General features: G+C 65.2%; 16 protein-coding genes and 1 pseudogene. 13 read left to right on the forward strand and 4 right to left on the reverse strand.

Annotated features, from left to right (window positions below):
* Positions 1–56 precede the first annotated feature (56 nt).
* The 5 genes from purB (at position 57) to AQZ50_RS07790 (ending at position 3,733) form a co-directional block, all read left to right on the forward strand.
* The gene (gene purB, locus AQZ50_RS07770; protein WP_067745037.1) at positions 57–1,370 is read left to right on the forward strand and encodes an adenylosuccinate lyase; all 1,314 of its coding nucleotides are present in this window, start codon (positions 57–59) and stop codon (positions 1,368–1,370) included.
* 118 nt (positions 1,371–1,488) lie between these two features.
* Positions 1,489–1,845: a LapA family protein gene (locus AQZ50_RS07775; protein ID WP_197412414.1), complete on the forward strand. Its 357-nt coding sequence runs from the start codon at positions 1,489–1,491 to the stop codon at positions 1,843–1,845.
* Between the two features lie 24 nt (positions 1,846–1,869).
* Positions 1,870–2,556, forward strand: coding sequence for an orotidine-5'-phosphate decarboxylase (gene pyrF / locus AQZ50_RS07780; RefSeq protein WP_067745040.1), 687 nt, complete (start codon positions 1,870–1,872; stop codon positions 2,554–2,556).
* Positions 2,557–2,567: 11 nt separating this feature from the next.
* On the forward strand, positions 2,568–3,086 hold the full coding sequence (locus AQZ50_RS07785; protein WP_067745043.1) for a GNAT family N-acetyltransferase: 519 nt from the start codon (positions 2,568–2,570) through the stop codon (positions 3,084–3,086).
* Positions 3,087–3,091: 5 nt separating this feature from the next.
* Positions 3,092–3,733, forward strand: coding sequence for a phosphoribosylanthranilate isomerase (locus AQZ50_RS07790; protein ID WP_067745046.1), 642 nt, complete (start codon positions 3,092–3,094; stop codon positions 3,731–3,733).
* A gap of 28 nt (positions 3,734–3,761) precedes the next feature.
* On the opposite strand, the gene AQZ50_RS07795 is transcribed toward AQZ50_RS07790, so the two are convergent.
* Positions 3,762–4,244, reverse strand: a complete 483-nt coding sequence (locus AQZ50_RS07795) for an outer membrane protein (RefSeq protein WP_067745049.1) — start codon at positions 4,242–4,244, stop codon at positions 3,762–3,764.
* Between the two features lie 286 nt (positions 4,245–4,530).
* Between AQZ50_RS07795 and trpB the strand changes: the two genes are divergently transcribed.
* Genes trpB through AQZ50_RS07815 form a run of 4 tightly spaced genes read left to right on the forward strand, consistent with a single transcriptional unit; the run spans position 4,531 to position 8,712 of the window.
* The gene (gene trpB / locus AQZ50_RS07800) at positions 4,531–5,745 is read left to right on the forward strand and encodes a tryptophan synthase subunit beta (RefSeq protein ID WP_067745052.1); all 1,215 of its coding nucleotides are present in this window, start codon (positions 4,531–4,533) and stop codon (positions 5,743–5,745) included.
* Entirely contained in the window at positions 5,742–6,545 is an 804-nt protein-coding gene (gene trpA, locus AQZ50_RS07805; protein WP_067745055.1) for a tryptophan synthase subunit alpha, read from the forward strand. The genes trpB and trpA overlap by 4 nt, the downstream gene beginning before the upstream one ends.
* A complete protein-coding gene (accD, locus tag AQZ50_RS07810; RefSeq protein WP_067745058.1) occupies positions 6,542–7,390 on the forward strand; it encodes an acetyl-CoA carboxylase, carboxyltransferase subunit beta in 849 nt (282 codons plus the stop codon). Before trpA ends, accD begins: the two co-directional genes overlap by 4 nt.
* A 14-nt stretch (positions 7,391–7,404) precedes the next feature.
* The gene (locus AQZ50_RS07815; RefSeq protein ID WP_067745061.1) at positions 7,405–8,712 is read left to right on the forward strand and encodes a bifunctional folylpolyglutamate synthase/dihydrofolate synthase; all 1,308 of its coding nucleotides are present in this window, start codon (positions 7,405–7,407) and stop codon (positions 8,710–8,712) included.
* Here AQZ50_RS07815 and AQZ50_RS07820 read toward each other — a convergent pair.
* Complete coding sequence (locus AQZ50_RS07820; RefSeq protein WP_231730164.1) at positions 8,709–10,367, reverse strand: AmpG family muropeptide MFS transporter; 1,659 nt, start codon at positions 10,365–10,367, stop codon at positions 8,709–8,711. The genes AQZ50_RS07815 and AQZ50_RS07820 overlap by 4 nt on opposite strands.
* A 147-nt stretch (positions 10,368–10,514) precedes the next feature.
* On the opposite strand from AQZ50_RS07820, the gene AQZ50_RS07825 reads away from it, so the two are divergent.
* Entirely contained in the window at positions 10,515–11,387 is an 873-nt protein-coding gene (locus tag AQZ50_RS07825; RefSeq protein WP_067745397.1) for a pseudouridine synthase, read from the forward strand.
* Positions 11,388–11,409: 22 nt separating this feature from the next.
* Positions 11,410–11,961: pseudogene (rsmD, locus tag AQZ50_RS07830) on the forward strand (16S rRNA (guanine(966)-N(2))-methyltransferase RsmD); the annotation flags it as partial.
* Positions 11,962–11,973: 12 nt separating this feature from the next.
* Here the strand turns inward: rsmD and AQZ50_RS07835 are convergent.
* A complete protein-coding gene (locus tag AQZ50_RS07835; protein WP_067745403.1) occupies positions 11,974–13,245 on the reverse strand; it encodes an MFS transporter in 1,272 nt (423 codons plus the stop codon).
* 164 nt (positions 13,246–13,409) lie between these two features.
* Here AQZ50_RS07835 and AQZ50_RS07840 point away from each other — a divergent pair, with 164 nt between their 5' ends.
* Together AQZ50_RS07840 and AQZ50_RS07845 are read left to right on the forward strand one after the other, a co-directional pair.
* Positions 13,410–14,849, forward strand: a complete 1,440-nt coding sequence (locus AQZ50_RS07840) for a methyl-accepting chemotaxis protein (RefSeq protein WP_067745067.1) — start codon at positions 13,410–13,412, stop codon at positions 14,847–14,849.
* A gap of 53 nt (positions 14,850–14,902) precedes the next feature.
* Positions 14,903–17,191: an ATP-dependent helicase gene (locus tag AQZ50_RS07845; protein WP_067745405.1), complete on the forward strand. Its 2,289-nt coding sequence runs from the start codon at positions 14,903–14,905 to the stop codon at positions 17,189–17,191.
* Between the two features lie 9 nt (positions 17,192–17,200).
* Here the strand turns inward: AQZ50_RS07845 and AQZ50_RS07850 are convergent, their stop codons facing one another.
* The gene (locus AQZ50_RS07850; protein WP_067745070.1) at positions 17,201–17,395 is read right to left on the reverse strand and encodes a Flp family type IVb pilin; all 195 of its coding nucleotides are present in this window, start codon (positions 17,393–17,395) and stop codon (positions 17,201–17,203) included.
* Positions 17,396–17,697: the final 302 nt, after the last annotated feature.

Consider the following 17,697-nt stretch of genomic DNA (forward strand, 5'->3'; position numbering starts at 1 on the left):
CTTTCCGGCCCCCACCCCCTAGCGGCGCCAGAGATTGCTTAAGGTGGAGAGTACCCATGGTTCCCCGTTATGCCCGCCCGCAGATGACCGCGATCTGGGAACCGGAAGCGCGCTATCGCATCTGGTTCGAAATCGAAGCGCACGCGACCGACAAGCTGGCCGATCTCGGCGTCGTTCCCGCCAGCGCGGCCAAGGCGCTGTGGGATTGGTGGGCGACTCATCCGGCGATCGATGTCGCCGCGATCGATGCGATCGAGGCCGTGACCAAGCATGACGTGATCGCGTTTCTCGACTGGGTGGCACAACAGGTCGGCCCCGAAGCCCGCTTCATGCATCAGGGCATGACCAGCTCCGACGTGCTCGACACCACGCTCAGCGTGCAGTTGGCGCGCGCCGCCGACCTGCTGATCGCCGACATCGACGCGCTGCTCGCCGCGATCCGCACCCGCGCCTTCGAGCACAAATACACCCCGACGATCGGCCGCAGCCACGGCATCCATGCCGAACCGACCACGTTCGGCAAAAAGCTGGCCGAAGCCTATGCCGAATTCACGCGTGGCCGCGCCCGCCTCGTCGCCGCGCGCGCCGAAATCGCGACTTGCGCGATTTCGGGCGCGGTCGGCACGTTTGCCAATATCGACCCTGCGGTCGAAGAGCACGTTGCGGAAAAGCTCGGCCTCGCCGTCGAGCCGGTTTCGACGCAAGTCATCCCGCGCGACCGCCATGCGATGTTTTTTGCCACGCTCGGCGTGATTGCCAGCTCGATCGAGCGGCTGGCGGTCGAAATCCGGCACCTTCAGCGCACCGAAGTGCTTGAGGCAGAGGAATATTTCTCGCCGGGACAAAAGGGCTCGTCGGCCATGCCGCACAAGCGCAACCCGGTCCTGACCGAAAACCTGACCGGTCTGGCGCGCGTCGTGCGCGGCGCGGTCACCCCCGCGCTCGAAAACGTCGCGCTGTGGCACGAACGTGACATCTCGCATTCCTCGGTCGAACGCTTCATCGGCCCCGATGCGACGATCACGCTTGATTTCGCACTCGCCCGGCTGACGTCCGTAGTCGAAAAGCTGGTCGTCTATCCGCTGCGCATGCAGAAAAATCTCGATCGCATGGGCGGACTGGTCCATTCGCAGCGCGTGCTGCTGGCGCTGACCCAGGCGGGTCTGACGCGCGATGATTCCTATCGTCTGGTTCAGCGCAACGCGATGAAAGTGTGGGAATCCGACGGCCAATTGTCGCTGCTCGAGCTGCTCAAGGCAGACCCCGAAGTCAGCGCCGCGCTGACGGCGCAGCAGATCGAGGACAAGTTCAACCTCGACTATCATTTCAAGGCGATCGACACGATTTTCGACCGGGTGTTCGGCGCCTGAGAGGGACACGAATCCTGCGGGATCCGGGCCGGTTTGCACAGCATGCAAAACCGGTTTCCTCTTTTGCGCGCGATGTTCTACGGTCAGGTACGGGGATGTCTGCCGTAAAGGGATCATCATGCGCGCACTGAAAACCGGATTCTGGGTGCTGGTCGTCGCGGCACTTCTGGCCTTCGCGTATGCCAATGATGATCGCGTTACGGTGCACTTCCTGGGCAGCCTGGCCGTCGACACCAAGATGTGGGCGCTGGTGATCGGCGCTTTGCTCATTGGCTTTGTGCCGAGTTCGCTGATGCATCGCACCACGCGCTGGCGCCTGTCGCGGCGCATCGCCACGCTTGAGGCGACGCTGGCCGCGCAAGCACAGGCGGCGAACGCCGTGCTGAATGCAACGACATCACATTCCGGGACATCAAACCCTGTGACAATGAATTCTGGAGGGGAGCCGGATGGCGATCCCGACGAAACCAGATGATAGCTTGAGGACACCAACAACACCGTGAGCAACCCGATCTATCTCGCCCTGGACCTGCCCCGGCTCGACAGCGCCATCGCGCTTGCCCAGAAAGTGCGTCAGCATGTCGGCGGGCTGAAACTCGGCCTCGAATTTTTCTGCGCCCATGGTCACCATGGCGTGCATGAAATCGCCAAAATCGGCCTGCCGATCTTTCTCGACCTGAAACTGCACGACATTCCCAACACGGTCGCCGCTGCAATGCAGGCGATTCACATGCTCGAACCCGCGATCGTGACCGTTCACGCCGCCGGCGGGCGCGCGATGATGGAAGATGCCAAGGCTGCCGCCGGGGAAAACACCAAAGTCGTCGCGGTGACCGTGCTGACCAGTCTCGACGACGCCGATCTTGCGCGCATCGGGGTTGGCGGCAATGCCCACGATCAGGCCTTGCGCCTGGCCGATCTGGCACAGGAAGCCGGGCTCGACGGCATCGTCTGTTCGGGCCACGAAGTCGGCGCGGTGCACAAGCGGTGGAAAAACGGCTATCTTGTCGTGCCCGGCCTGCGTCCGACAGCGAATGGCGGCCATGACGCAAACGGCGACCAGAAGCGCACGGTGACCCCGCGCGCGGCGCGCGATGCGGGTGCCAGCGTGCTGGTCATCGGTCGCCCGATCAGCCGCGCCGAAGATCCCGCCGCCGCCGCGCGCGCGATCGAAGGCACGCTTTGAGCCCCCTGGCGATGACGACCATCGAACCGATCCTGCGCACGGCAACGATGGCCGACCTTCCCGCGCTGCGCGCGCTGGTCGAGCGCGCCTATCGCGGCGACAGTGCCAAACAGGGCTGGACGCACGAAGCCGACTTGCTCGATGACGAGCGCACCACCGATACCGATCTTGCCGAGGCGATCGAAGACCGCGACGCGCGCGTCGTCGTCCTTGCCGAAGCCGACGGCGCGCTGGTCGGCACGGTGACCGTCACCGATCAGGGCGACGGCCGCAGCTATCTCGGCATGCTCTGCGTCGACCCGGCGCATCAGGCCGCGGGGCTGGGACGCCGACTGATCGCGGCCGCAGAACGCACCGCCCGCGACAAATTCGGCGCCCGGATCATGGAAATGACCGTCATCGACTGCCGCAGCGAACTGATCGCGTGGTACGAGCGGCGCGGCTATGTCATGCGCGGCGAAATGCGCCCCTTCCCCGTTCCCGGCGAGCACCCTTTTGCCATGGTCGTGCTCGAACACCGGCTGGGCTGACACGCATGGCGGCGCCCCTGATCAAGATCTGCGGCATCAGGACGATCGACGCGCTCGATGCGGCGATTGCCGCGCGCGCCGATTTTGTCGGGCTGGTGTTCTTTGCCAAAAGCCCGCGCCATGTCGACGCAGACGTTGCCGCGATGCTTGCCGCCCGTGCGGCGGGGCGCGCGCGGCTGGTCGGCTTGTTTGTCGATCCCGCGCCCGATTTTCTGGCAAGCACGCTCGCCACGGTGCGGCTCGATGTGATCCAGCTGCACGGCCGCGAAACCCCCGAACAGGTCGCCGCAGTCGCTGCGCGCCACGCCGTTCCGGTTTGGAAAGCGCTGGGGGTGAAAAAGCGTGAAGACCTCGCTTTGGCCGACCGTTTTGCGGGCGCGGCCGAACGCGTGCTGTTCGATGCAAAGCCGCCCGAAGGCGCGGACCTGCCCGGCGGCAACGGGCTGCGCATCGACTGGGCCGTCCTGAAAGGCGTGCGCCCCGCGCTGCCGTGGATGCTGGCCGGCGGGCTCGATCCCGCCAATGTCGCCGAAGCGATCGCCATGACCGGCGCGCCCGCCGTCGATGTCTCGTCAGGCGTGGAAAGCGCGCCCGGCGTCAAGGATCCCGCGCGGATCGCAGCCTTTTGCGAAGCAGCGCGCGGCTGAACAAGCCGCGCGCTGCCGCCTGATCGCATCAGAAGTGAGCGCCGAAACCCAGCGTGATCGCATCGCGCGATGGCGTGATACCGTTCGCCGACGAGGTGTAATGGCGATATTCGATTTTGCCGAACGTCCCCGGTGACAGCGCATGGCTATAGCCCGCGCCCACGTTCCAGTCGGGATTGCCGCCGTGATAGGGCGTCGTCGCCCAGCCGCCGACCGCATAGAGCTTGCCCGCCGCGCCAAGATCGGCCCCGGCGCGACCGCTGATGCCAAACGTGGTCAACGTGTTGGACGCGAGCAGTTTGTCGACCGAGACTTCGGGTCCGGCAAAAAAGCCCGGCGCCAGCGTGAAATCATGACCGGCGGCGACCCCGATCGATTGCTGATAATCACCGCCATAGAAATTCCCGGTGGTGTGGACTTCGACCCGGTTTTCATCGGCATGGGCCGGGGTGGCCAGGGCCAGGGCAGAGCCAAGGGCCGCGATGATCGGGCCCAGAACTGTGTGACGCATGGTTCGTTCCTTATTCTGATGGTTGCATCAGCCCCACGCAGCGCCGCGATCCCGTGCCGACAAGGCCAGGGGATGAACCGACCACCCGACCGGTGATCCGCTTTGCCGCCCGTTCGCCCTCGCCTGCGCGACAGGAGCGACCGGGGTGCAAAAGGCGGCCCCGCCGAAACAGGACCGCCTCCACGACGTTGCAAGGCCCGTCTAGGCAGCCTTCCCTTGCGGGCACCTGAACGAAGCGACGCGCGGCCATCTGGACAATTGCGCATCGCAGTCTAAAGGCCATTTCATGACCGTGCAGAACCCCAACAGCTATCGCACCCAGCCCGACGAACGCGGCCATTTCGGACAGTTCGGCGGTCGCTATGTCGCCGAAACGCTGATGCCGCTGATCCTCGATCTGGAACGCGAATATCGCGCCGCGAAAGAAGATCCCGCGTTCCATGCCGAATTCGACGATTTGCTCGAACATTACGTCGGACGGCCCAGCCCGCTCTATTTCGCGCCCCGGCTGACCGAAGAGCTCGGCGGCGCCCAGGTCTGGTTCAAACGCGACGAGCTGAATCACACCGGCGCGCACAAGATCAACAATTGCGTCGGACAGATCCTGCTGGCGATGCGCATGGGCAAGACGCGGATCATCGCGGAAACCGGCGCGGGCCAGCATGGCGTGGCGACCGCGACGGTCTGCGCGCGGTTTGGCCTGCCTTGCGTGATCTACATGGGCGCGACCGATGTCGAACGGCAACAGCCCAACGTATTCCGCATGAAGCTGCTCGGCGCCGAAGTCGTGCCGGTCCAGTCCGGGGCCAAGACGCTGAAAGATGCGATGAACGAGGCAATGCGCGACTGGGTCGCCAATGTCCATGACACGTTCTACATCATCGGCACCGCTGCCGGGCCGCACCCCTATCCCGAGCTCGTGCGCGATTTTCAAAGCGTGATCGGGCGCGAGGCGCGCGCGCAGATGCTGTCGCGCACCGGCCGCCTGCCCGACTTGCTGGTCGCCGCGATCGGCGGCGGGTCGAATGCCATCGGGCTGTTTCATCCCTTTCTCGACGATCCCACGGTCAGGATGCTCGGCGTCGAGGCGGCGGGCTATGGCCTCGACAAGGATCACGCCGCCAGCCTTGCCGGCGGGCGCCCCGGCATTCTCCATGGCAACAAGACTTATCTGTTGCAGGACGACGACGGCCAGATTCTCGAAGGCCATTCGATCAGCGCAGGGCTAGACTATCCGGGGATCGGCCCCGAACACGCCTGGCTGAAGGAAAACGGCCGGGTCGATTACACCTCTGTCACCGATGACGAAGCGCTCGATGCGTTTCAGCTCCTGTGCCGGACCGAGGGGATCATTCCCGCGCTCGAACCCAGCCACGCCATCGCCGCAGTCAAGAAGATCGCCCCGACATTGCCCAAGGACACGATCATCCTCGCCAACTTGTGCGGGCGCGGTGACAAGGACATCTTTACCGTCGCCGGACATCTGGGAGTGACGCTGTGAGCGCCCGTCTCTCTGCGGCCTTTGCCAAGGGCCATCCCGCGCTGGTGTGTTTCGTCACGGCGGGCGATCCGACTCCCGCCGCGACACCGGCCATCCTCGACGCGCTTGTCGCAGGCGGGGCCGATGTGATCGAGCTGGGCATGCCCTTCACCGATCCGATGGCCGACGGCCCGGCGATTCAGGCGGCCAATCTGCGCGCGCTCGGCGCGGGGACCAAGACCGCCGACATCCTGGCGATTGCCGCCGATTTTCGCGCGCGCCATGCCGATGTGCCGCTGGTCTTGATGGGCTATGCCAATCCGATGATCACGCGCGGGGTCGACTGGTTTGCCGATGCCGCCGCAGCCGCAGGTGTCGACGGCGTGATCTGTGTCGACATTCCGCCCGAAGAAGACGCCGAAATCGGCCCGGCGCTGCGTTCGCGCGGGCTCGATCTGATCCGGCTCGCCACGCCGACGACAGACGCAGCACGGCTTCCCGCCGTGCTCGACGGATCATCGGGCTTTCTCTATTACGTCTCCGTCGCGGGGATCACCGGCAAGCAATCGGCGGCGCTGACCTCGATCGAAGAGGCCGTCGCGCGGATCAAGCAGACCGCGCAATTGCCGGTCGTGGTCGGTTTCGGCGTGCGCACCCCCGAACAGGCCGGGCCGATTGCCCGCGTCGCCGATGGCGTCGTGGTCGGCTCGGCGATTGTCGATCTGGTCGCAGCCCACGGCGCCGACGCTGCCGAACCGGTGCGCGCGCTGGTGGCAGAGCTGGCGCGAGCCGTGCATACTCCAGGGAGCCCTGCCGCATGAGCTGGCTGAACAAGGTTCGCAATTCGCTGTCGTTCATTCAAAAGCGCGACACGACCGATACCCTGTGGATCAAGTGTCCCGGGTGCAGCGAAATGCTGTTCATCAAGGAATACGAAGACGACCTGTCGGTCTGTCCGCGTTGCGGCCACCACGGCCGCATCGGCGCCGACGCGCGGCTGGCGCAACTGATGGATCCCGGATTCGTGCTGCTGCCCGCGCCTGTCGTGCGCGAAGACCCGCTCAAATTCCGCGACAGCAAGCGCTATTCGGACCGGATGAAAGCGGCGCGCGCCGCCAATCCGCATCCCGATGCCTATACCAATGCCTTTGGCACGATCGAGGGCAAGCCTGCCGTCGTCGGCGTCCAGGATTTCGGATTCATGGGCGGATCGATGGGCATGGCGGTGGGCAATGCCATCATTGCCGGAATCGAACGCGCGATCCGCGAAAAGTGCGCCTATGTCGCGGTCACCGCCGCGGGCGGCGCGCGCATGCAGGAAGGCATCCTGTCGCTGATGCAGATGCCGCGCACGACGGTGGCGATCAGCCGCCTTCATGCCGCAGGCCTGCCCTATATCGTGCTGCTGACCGACCCCACCACCGGCGGCGTGACGGCCAGCTATGCCATGCTCGGCGATGTGCAGATTGCCGAGCCCGGCGCGCTGATCGGCTTTGCCGGACAGCGGGTGATTCAGGACACGATCCGCGAAAAGCTGCCCGAAGGGTTTCAACGCGCCGAATATCTTTATGCCCACGGCATGATCGACATGGTGGTACACCGGCGCGAGATGAAAGCGACGCTGGCAAACGTGATCGATTATCTGACCGGCGCGCGCGCCGCGTAAGTCTGTCAGGCGCGATGAAGGACTTTGCCATTTCCGAAGATCCCGGCGTTCAGGCACAGCTTGATCGCCTGGGCAGGCTGTCGGTGCCGCAGGGGCGGCTCGGGCTGGAAACCATCCGCGCGCTGCTCGACCGGCTGGGCAATCCCGAACGGCATCTGCCCCCGGTGTTTCACGTCGCCGGCACCAACGGCAAGGGATCGACCTGCACCTATCTGCGCACGATTCTCGAAGAACAGGGTCTGGTGGTCCACACCGCGACCAAGCCGCATCTCGTGCGCTATAACGAGCGCATCCGGCTCGCCGGGCGGCTGATCGACAACGCTCTGCTCGCCGCGCTGCTGGCCGAGGCGCTCGATCTGGGCGAAGATCTGGCCCCGAGCTTTTTCGAAGTGACCACGGCGGCGATGTTCATGGCCTTTGCCCGCGTCCCTGCCGATGCCTGCGTGATCGAAACCGGGCTGGGCGGACGATTCGACGCGACCAATGTCATGGATCGCCCGGCAATCTGCGGCCTTGCGACGCTGGGCCTTGATCATGAGGCCTTTCTGCTGATCCCCGAGCAGGGCGTGCCGCAAGACCCGCTGGCACGGATCGCCTTCGAAAAGGCCTCCATCGCCAAACCCGGCGTACCGCTGGTGACGCAGGTCTATCCCGATCTTGCCGCCGACACGGTTGCCGCAACAGCCGCTGCGATCGGCGCCCCGGTTCTGGCGCGCGGGCGCGACTGGCATGCCGACATCGGCGATGCCATTGCCTATCGCGATGCGCACGGCATGCTCGATCTGCCACTGCCCCACCTGCCCGGCGCGCATCAGGCGGACAATGCCGCGCTCGCGGTGGCCATGCTGCGCCATCAGGACGCGGTGACGGTCTCGCCCGAAGCGATGGCGCGCGGGATCGTCGCGGCGCGCTGGCCCGCCCGGCTGCAACGGCTGAACGCCGGGCCGCTGACTGTGCTGGCCGGTGAACGCACGATCTGGCTCGACGGCGGGCACAACCCCGATGCGGGCGCGGCGATCGCGCGCCATCTGGCGGATCAGCCGCCAGTCCATGTCGTGATCGGGATGCTGGCCAACAAGGATCCGGGCGCCATCCTCGTGCCGCTGGGTCATCATGCGCTGTCGGTCACGATCGTCCCTGCGCCCGGCCACGACGCGCACACCCCCGAAGCGTTCGCCCCGTTCAGCGCCATCCCGCTCAGCAGCGCGCCCGACGTCGCCGCCGCGCTTTGCGCGCTGCCGCCGACCGGCGACGTGCTGATCACCGGATCGCTCTATCTTGCGGGCGACGTGCTCCGGCGCAACGGCGAAATTCCCGATTAAGCCGCGTTTTGCGGCTCCGTCCGCCGCGCAGTCAGCCATTCAAGCAGAACGAAGCCGACCGCGACCAGCCCGGCGGCGGCGGTCCAGCGGAACATCGTCGCATAGCCGAGATGGTCGATGGTATCCCCGGCAATGCCCTTGCCCAGCGATCCGACGAGAAACGTCATCGACGACAGCAGCGCATATTGCACGGCGGTATGGCTGCGGCTGACTTGCCCCGACAGATAGGCGACGAACGCCGCCCCCGCGATGCCGGTCGACATGTTTTCGACACTGATCGCGATCAGCAGGCGCAGCATCCGCGCATCGGCGCCAAACACACCGCCCAGCGCCGACAAGCCGCTCGCACGCGCCATGGCATCGATATGCACGGCGCCTTCGGCAAGGTCGGCATAGACGAAATTGCCCAGCACCGGCAGCACCGCGCCGATCAGGATCGTCGGCATGCGGCCCAGTCGCGCAAACAGCACCCCGCCCAGCGCAATCCCGGCCATCGTCATCAAAATGCCGAAGATCTTTGAGGCAAAGGCCACCTCGTCCTTCGTATAGTGCAGGAAATCGAGATAGAACGGCAGCGCAAAGCTGCCCCATACGTTGTAGCAGAGCGTATAGCTGAGGATCATCCCGATCATCACCAGCACGCGCCAGCCGAGCCGCCCCGACAGTTCCGCCAAAGGCGCGACGAGGGCCAGCCAGAGATGGTCGGCAGCGGTGATTTTACCCGTCCCGCCCCCGCCCCCGCCCCCGCTACGCCGCGCCCGATTGGTCAGCGCGGCGACCAGCAACGGCACGCCGACGGTGGCCAGCACGATCAACGGCGCATGGCCCCGCGTGAAATCGGCCACCGAGGGCCGCGCCACGCCGGGCACGGCAGGCCTGAGCATCGCCACCATGAACAGCCCTATGCTGCCGATCGCCCAGCCCCAGCCCAGCGCGACCACTACCAACGCGAGGCCGCGCAGCGACGGTGCGGGCTCGTTGATCATGGCGCCTGCCTGATCGGCCGCCGGACGCGGGGTATCGGGCGCGCCCAGTGTGACCAGCGCCACCCCGGCGATCAGCGCTGCCATCACCGCATAGACCATCGGCCAGGGCAACCGCGCCGCCAGGAACAGCGCAAAGGCGCCACCGACCAGCGCCGCCAGCCGATAGCCGAACTGATAGAGCGACGAGAGCAATTCGACCGGCACGGTTTCATCGGCGACATCGATCCGCCAGGCATCGATCGCGACGTCCTGCGTCGCCGAGGCCAGCGCGGCGATCAGCGCGATCAGCGCAAACCGGCCCAGCGCCACCACCGGATCGGTCATCGCCAGTCCGAGCAGCGCCGCGACCAGCGTGATCTGGCAGGCAAGAATCCACCCCTTGCGCCGCCCCAACCGGCCGATTCCGGGCAAGGCCAGTCGATCGACCAGCGGCGACCACAGAAACTTGAACGAATAGGCCAGGCCAATCCACGCCAGCACGCCGATCGTCGCCATCGCCACATGCGCTTCGCCCAGCCAGGCGTTGAGCGTGCCGATCAACAGCGCATAAGGCAGCCCCGAGGAAAACCCGAGCGCAAGCATCGTCCCGGCCTTGCGGCTGGCCAGCGCCATGCGCAGCAACCGCCAACCTTTTGGCCGCGCTGCCCGATCGCCCACTTGTCCCGCCATACCGACCTGTCCGCCCTGCCGCTTCGTCGCGCCCGACCCTAGCGGCGATCCCGTGCAGCGCCAGCCCCTTCCCTTGCCCTTTCCACATGCCGACAGCCATCCTGCTTGGGGGGTGACGCAGAGCCGTCGGCCCGCTATGGCGATGCGATGTCCCACCCCGAAAAGCCCGGAAGCAGCCGCCCGCGACGGCCCGCCGCTTCCCCCGCACAGCGCCGTCCGGCGCGTCCTGTCCCGCCTGCGCGACCCGCAACGCCAAAATCGGCACCCGATCCCGACGCGCCGCCGCGTGAAGGCGAACGTATTGCCAAGCTGCTGGCGCGCGCCGGCATTGCCAGCCGCCGCGATGTCGAACGAATCATCGCCGAGGGACGCATCAGCCTCAACGGCGAAGTCGTCACCACACCCGCGACCGTTCTGAAAAACCTCAGGGGCGTGACTGTCGATGGCAAGCCGGTCGCGCCTGCAGCGCCCGCCCGCCTGTTTCGCTTTCACAAGCCCGAGGGCCTGATCACCGCCGAGCGCGACCCCGCCGGGCGCCCGACGATCTACAACGCGCTGGTCAACGCGCTGCCCAAGGGCTGCCCGCGCATGATGCCGGTCGGGCGGCTCGATCTCGGCACCGAAGGGCTGCTGCTGCTGACCAACGACGGCGAATTGAAACGCGCACTGGAATTGCCCGCGACCGGCATCCCGCGCACCTATCGCGCCCGCACGTTTGGCGACATCAGCCAGGCAAAGCTCGAGGAACTGAGCGAAGGGATCGAGATCGAAGGCGTGCGCTATGGCTCGATCGATGCCAATATGGAACGGCGCACGGGCCGCAACCAGTGGGTCGAAATGACCCTGACCGAAGGCAAGAACCGCGAAGTCCGCCGCGTGCTCGAACATCTCGGGCTTCAGGTTTCGCGCTTGATCCGGGTGGCCTATGGGCCGTTCCTGCTGGCCGACCTGCCGCGCGGGGCCGCCGACGAAGTGCGCCAGGTCGATGTCGAAAAATTCCGTAAATCCCTGAAAATCTGAAAACAGAAAATCTGAGACCAAACTCATGAGAATCATTGCTGGCGAATGGCGCGGGCGCAAGCTGACCGCGCCGGCAGGCGATACTACGCGCCCGACCGCCGACCGTACCCGCGAAACGCTGTTTTCGATGCTCGCCAGCCGGTTGGGCAGCTTTGACGGGCTGTCGGTGGCCGACTTGTTTGCCGGATCGGGCGCGCTCGGGCTTGAGGCCCTGTCGCGCGGGGCGGCGAGCGCGCTGTTCGTCGAACAGGATGCCAAGGCACTCGACGCGATCCGCGCCAATATCCGCACGCTCGACGCGGGCGCGCGTGCGACGGTGCGCGCCGGTTCGGTGCTGGCGCTGGGCATCGCGCGCGAGCCGCTCGATCTCGTGCTGCTCGATCCGCCCTATCGCACCGGGGCGGGCGCAGTCGCGCTCGACAGGCTGGCCCGGCTCGGCTGGATCGGCTCTGGCACCTGGATCAGTCTGGAAACCGCCTACGACGAAACGGTCGACGTGCGCGGCATGGTCGTCGATACCGACCGCAAAGTGGGCAAGGCCCGGATCACCCTGCTCCGGCCCGAACCTTCGTAACGCGGTTTTGGCCTAACGCCGTTTCGGCGCGAACCGCACACCCGCCAGAGTGACGGCGCCCGCCGCTGTCAGAAACAGGCCGACATAGGCCACCCCGCCGGTCAGCGCGAGCCAACTGGCGGCAAACGGCGCCAGCGCGCCGCCGATGATGCCGCCGCAATTGAACGCGATCGAAATGCCGGTATAGCGCACCCCGGTCGGATAGAGCGTGGGCAACCAGGCGCCAAGCGGTCCATAGGCCAGCCCCATGACCAGAAGCGCAGCCATCAGCGTTGCCAGCACGACCGGCACCGATCCCGAGGCCAGCCCGGTGCCGAACACCAGCCCGACGACCATCGTCAGCGCGGCCCCAATCGCCAGAACCCGCGCCGGATTGGTGCGGTCCGACCAATATCCCGCCAGCATGATCCCCGCCGCCAGGGCAAAATTGGCAACGAGCTGCACCGCGAGAAAGCTCTGCATCGCATAGCCGAGTTTTGTCGTCGCAAACGACAGCGCAAATGTCGTCGCCAGATAGAAAATGGCAAAGCATGCCACCACCCCCGCCGTGCCCGCAACGACCGCACCGGGATAGCGGCGAAACAACGTCCCCACCGGCACGCGCGGCGGCGGCGCATGGTCCAGCGCGGCGCGAAATGCCGCCGTTTCGCCGATTTTCATCCGCACCCACAGCCCAAGCCCGACCAAGACCGAGCTGGCAAGGAACGGGATGCGCCAGCCCCACGCGGCAAAGGATGCGGGGGACAGCGTCAAGGAAAGGATCAGAAACAGCCCGTTGGCGACCAGAAAACCCAGCGGCGCCCCCAGCTGCGGCGCGGCGCCAAAGCGCGCTTCCCATCCCTTTGGCGCATTTTCCACCGCCAGCAGGCTCGCCCCGCCCCATTCGCCGCCAAGACCAAACCCCTGGCCAAAACGCATCAGGCACAACAGCGTCGGCGCAATCGGCCCGGCCATGGCATACGTCGGCAGGAACGCGATCGCCAAAGTCGACCCGCCCATCAGCATGAGCGAGGCGACCAGCGTCGATTTGCGCCCGACCCGATCGCCGAAATGGCCAAAGGCAATCGCACCGACCGGTCGCGCGACAAACGCCAGGCCGAACGTCATGAACGCCAGCAATGTGCGCGCCGCCGGGGATTGCGCCGGAAAGAACAACGGCCCGATGACCAGCGCCGACGCGGTCGCATAAATATAGAAATCGTAGAATTCGACCGCCGTGCCAACAAGGCTCGCGGTCAGAATTCGCGCGTGCTGGCGCACGGGGTTGGTCCGGTACGGGATCATGCCCTCCCCTTGTTCATCGTTCTCAAGCGCCATCCACGCGGTAACACTTTCCGTTAGGTCATCCGCAAAATTGCGCAAGAGCAGCTTTAACGAATCACAAACCTGCCGAGCTAGACCGCTCGGCACTGCAAAGGACGAGCCGAGCGCAGCAAGAGGCCCAAACAATGCTCCAATGGTTTGAACAACGCGCCCCGATCCGGGAGAAATTCAAGGCACTGCTGTTTGCACACGGCCTTTGGGCCATGGTCGCGCTTGGCGCCGCGCTATGGGCGGGCAACGGCGGCGGACTGATCTATCCGGGGTTGCTTGCCGGCTTTGCGCTGATCGCCACGCTGGCAACGGTGATAATCAGCGGAAAAATGATCTGCGACCCATATGTCGCCACGGTCGTGCGCATGGAGGGGCTGGCCCGGGGCGATCTCGACAGCCCGCTCGACTATACCCATCATAGCGACTGCGTCGGCCGGATGACCAAGGCGATGGACGTGTTCCGCGCCAATGCTCTCGCCGTGCGCAGGGCGGGGGAAGACCAGGAACGCATCGTGACGACGCTGGGCAACGCTCTGTCGCGCCTGTCGGATGCAGACCTGTCGAGCCGCGTCAACGAAGCGCTGCCCGGCAAAGGCGAAGCGCTGCGTCAGCAATTCAACCAGGCCGTCACGGTTCTGCAAGACACGCTGTCGACCGTTTCGCAGTCGTCGCACACGATCGCCAATGCCTCGAGCGAAATCCGCGCCGCATCCAACGATCTCGCCAACCGGACCGAGCAACAGGCCGCCTCGATCCAGGACGCCAACCGCGCGATGAACGATGTCACCAAACTGGTCGAACGCAACACGTCGAGCGTGTTCGAAGTCAACCAGTCGATCACCGATGCCCATCGCGAAGCGACCCAGGGTGGCCGGATCGTCGAGGACGCGGTCTCTGCGATGACCAAGATCCAGAGCTCGTCGCAGGAAATCGGCCAGATCATCAACGTGATCGACGGCATCGCGTTTCAGACCAACTTGCTGGCGCTCAATGCCGGGGTCGAAGCGGCGCGCGCGGGCGATGCCGGCAAAGGCTTTGCCGTGGTCGCCAACGAAGTGCGCGCGCTGGCCCAGCGCAGCGCCGACGCCGCGCGCGAAATCAAGGATCTGATCAACGCGAGCAGCCAGCATGTCAGCCAGGGCGTCGACCTCGTCGGTGCCACCGGCAAAGCGCTCGGCCAGATCGTGGCACGCGTCGGCGAAGTCTCGGTGCTCGTGCAGAGCATCGCCGAATCCGCGCAACAGCAAGTGCAGATGCTGTCCGGGGTGTCGAGCACCGTCAATCAGATGGACACGATGACCCAGCAGAACGCAGCCATGGTCGAACAAAGCAACGCTGCCGCCCAGAGCCTGGCCGACGAAGCCGGGCGGTTGGCCAACAATGTCAGCCGCTTTACCATTTCGGGCGGTGGCTCCACCCAATCGGCCAGATCCTACAGCCCGCCGCCTGCCCCCGTTGCTGTAGCCCGCCCCCCTGCCCCTGCCAAAAGCCACGCCACCGCAAGCCCCAGGCCGGCAATCCATGGCAACCTCGCGGTCAAAGCGGACCCGACCGACGACTGGAGCGAATTCTAAAGGTTGCCTGATCGGCGCAAGTTCCCTACTTGTTCCCGGTGACGCAGACTTCCATCCCCCAAAATCTCGCCTCTGCCGACCTGCCTGACTGGCTCGCCAGGCTCAATCCGCCTCAGCGCGAGGCGGTGTTGACGACCGACGGGCCGGTGCTGATGCTTGCAGGCGCCGGCACCGGCAAGACCGCCGCGCTGACCGCACGGCTGGCGTGGCTCTTGCGGCGACGGCTCGCCTGGCCGAGCGAGATCTTGTGCGTGACGTTTACCAACCGTGCGGCGCGCGAAATGCGCGAACGGGTGGGGCATCTGATCGGCCCGGCGGTCGAGGGCATGCCGTGGCTCGGCACGTTCCATGCAATTGCGGCCAAGATGCTGCGCCGCCATGCCGAACTGGTCGGGCTGACCAGCAATTTCACGATCATCGACACCGACGATCAGTTGCGCCTGCTCAAGCAGTTGATCCAGGCCGAAGGAATCGACGACAAGCGCTGGCCCGCGCGGCAATTGGCCGGGCTGATCGATCGGTGGAAGAACCGGGGCCTCAATCCCGCCGATCTCGACACGCTGGAAAACGAATCCTGGGCCAATGGCAAAGGGCAACGGTTCTACACGCTCTATCAGGACCGCCTGCGCGCGCTCAATGCCTGCGATTTCGGCGATCTTCTGCTGCACATGCTCAACATCTTTCGCCGCGAGCGCGAGGTTCTGGAATCGTGGCAGCAGCGGTTTCGCTATGTCATGGTCGACGAATATCAGGATACCAACGCAGTCCAGTATCTGTGGCTGCGGCTGATTGCGCAAAACCGGCGCAACATTTGCGTGGTGGGTGACGACGATCAGTCGATCTATTCATGGCGCGGCGCGGAAGTCGCCAATATCCTGCGCTTTGAAAAGGATTTTCCAGGCGCGCGGGTGATCCGGCTGGAACAGAATTATCGCTCCACGCCGCATATCCTGGGCGCAGCCTCGGGCCTGATCGCGGAAAATTCCGAACGCCTGGGCAAGACGTTGTGGACAGAGCGGGACGGCGGCGACCGCTTGCGCGTGATCGGGGTATGGGATGCGACCGAGGAAGCCCGGCGCGTCGGCGACGAGATCGAACGGCTCGAACGCGAAGGCTGTCCGCTCGATGCGATTGCCATCCTCGTGCGCGCGCAGTTCCAGACTCGCGAATTCGAAGACCGCTTTCTCCAGATCGGCCTCGCCTATCGCATTGTCGGCGGGTTCCGCTTTTACGAACGCGCCGAAATCCGCGATGCGCTGGCCTATCTGCGGCTGATCGCCTCGCCGTCGGACGATCTGGCCTTTGAACGCATCTGGAACACGCCAAAGCGTGGGCTGGGCGACAAGACGCTGGAAAAGCTGCATCGCTTTGCTCGCTCGCAGGCGCTGCCGATGTTGCGCGCGGCGCACGACATTGCCGATACCGACGAATTACCTGCGCGCGCGCGCGGCACGTTGATCGCACTGGTGCGCGATTTCGCGCGCTGGCGCGACAGCGCGGCAACGCTGACCCCGGCGGAACTGGCACGCACCATGCTCGACGAAAGCGGCTATAGCGCCGCGCTTCAGGCCGAACACACCACCGAAGCGAACGGGCGGCTGGAAAACCTGTCGGAACTCGCGCGTGCGATGGAAGAGTACGAGACGCTGTCCGACTTCCTCGAACATGTCAGCCTGGTCATGGACAATGACGCCAATGCCGACGAGGCCAAGGTCACGATCATGACCATGCACGCGGCCAAAGGACTCGAATTCGACCAGGTGTTTCTGCCGGGATGGGAAGAAGGCGTATTCCCCTCGCAGCGCTCGCTCGACGAGGGCGGGCTTGCCAGTCTCGAAGAAGAGCGGCGGCTGGCCTATGTCGCGATTACCCGCGCGCGCAAACGCTGCACCATTCTCCATGCCGCAAACAGGCGCATCTATGGCCAGTGGACCAGTTCGATCCCGTCGCGTTTCGTCGGCGAGCTGCCCGGCGACCATGTCGAAGAGGAAACCACGCTGGCCGGCGGCGCTTCGCTGTGGCGGGCGCACTGGTCGGAACATAGCGATCCGTTTGCCGATGCAGCGCGTACCAATCCGTCGCGTGTCGCCAGCCGCGGCCCCGGCTGGCAACGTGCGGCGACCGCACCGATCGACGTCGTTCCGCGCCGCGTCGCCGAACCATCTCGCAGCGCGGCCAGCTTTGCCGCAAAGCCGCGCGCCGACCTTGGCATCGGCGCGCGCGTGTTCCACGACAAGTTCGGCTATGGCGTGATTACCGGGCAGGACGGCAACAAGCTCGAGATCGATTTCGACAATGCCGGGCACAAGCGGGTTCTCGACAGCTTCGTCAAGCCCGCCTGAGCCACCGCCTTACAACTGACCGCTCTGCGCATTCTGCACCTGGCCCGAAACATAGTTAAAGGTATTGGTCAGTGAATTGCCGAGCGCGCCCATCGCGGTGATCGCCGCAACCGAAATCAAGGCAGCCATCAAACCGTATTCGATCGCGGTCGCACCGCTTTCATCGCGCCCGATTTTTGCAAGAAACATAGTGATAGCGTTCATGTCGTGCTCCCCGGTGCCTCTTTGCAGAAGGACATCGCCCGCAGGAGTTACGTATATAGGGCGAAGAACTGTTTAACGGCCCACCACGCCAACACCGCCATGGTCGATCCCGCGCCGTGATCACCTGCAGCAAAGCCCGTTTCAAACAGTCCGCAACGGCCATCATTTTCCAAAAAACACACCAAATCAATAACCTTTCGCTCCCCCGCCACGGCTCCCTGGCCAAAGCCATGCCCGGGTTCGCACAAGATTACAAATTGGCCATGACCAAATCATCGCGGTACGCGCGTGCATGAAGCCCA

Origin of the sequence: Novosphingobium sp. Fuku2-ISO-50, assembly GCF_001519055.1 — a bacterium.
Classification (GTDB): Bacteria; Pseudomonadota; Alphaproteobacteria; order Sphingomonadales; family Sphingomonadaceae; genus Novosphingobium.

Bases quoted from the DNA above. Each gene is read 5' to 3' on its own strand.
- purB (WP_067745037.1), top strand. From the start codon at position 57: ATGGTTCCCCGTTATGCCCGCCCGCAGATGACCGCGATCTGGGAACCG.
- AQZ50_RS07775 (WP_197412414.1), top strand. From the start codon at position 1,489: ATGCGCGCACTGAAAACCGGATTCTGGGTGCTGGTCGTCGCGGCACTT.
- AQZ50_RS07785 (WP_067745043.1), top strand. From the start codon at position 2,568: ATGACGACCATCGAACCGATCCTGCGCACGGCAACGATGGCCGACCTT.
- AQZ50_RS07790 (WP_067745046.1), top strand. From the start codon at position 3,092: ATGGCGGCGCCCCTGATCAAGATCTGCGGCATCAGGACGATCGACGCG.
- AQZ50_RS07795 (WP_067745049.1), bottom strand. From the start codon at position 4,244: ATGCGTCACACAGTTCTGGGCCCGATCATCGCGGCCCTTGGCTCTGCC.
- trpB (WP_067745052.1), top strand. From the start codon at position 4,531: ATGACCGTGCAGAACCCCAACAGCTATCGCACCCAGCCCGACGAACGC.
- accD (WP_067745058.1), top strand. From the start codon at position 6,542: ATGAGCTGGCTGAACAAGGTTCGCAATTCGCTGTCGTTCATTCAAAAG.
- AQZ50_RS07815 (WP_067745061.1), top strand. From the start codon at position 7,405: ATGAAGGACTTTGCCATTTCCGAAGATCCCGGCGTTCAGGCACAGCTT.
- AQZ50_RS07820 (WP_231730164.1), bottom strand. From the start codon at position 10,367: ATGGCGGGACAAGTGGGCGATCGGGCAGCGCGGCCAAAAGGTTGGCGG.
- AQZ50_RS07825 (WP_067745397.1), top strand. From the start codon at position 10,515: ATGTCCCACCCCGAAAAGCCCGGAAGCAGCCGCCCGCGACGGCCCGCC.
- AQZ50_RS07835 (WP_067745403.1), bottom strand. From the start codon at position 13,245: ATGATCCCGTACCGGACCAACCCCGTGCGCCAGCACGCGCGAATTCTG.
- AQZ50_RS07840 (WP_067745067.1), top strand. From the start codon at position 13,410: ATGCTCCAATGGTTTGAACAACGCGCCCCGATCCGGGAGAAATTCAAG.
- AQZ50_RS07850 (WP_067745070.1), bottom strand. From the start codon at position 17,395: ATGAACGCTATCACTATGTTTCTTGCAAAAATCGGGCGCGATGAAAGC.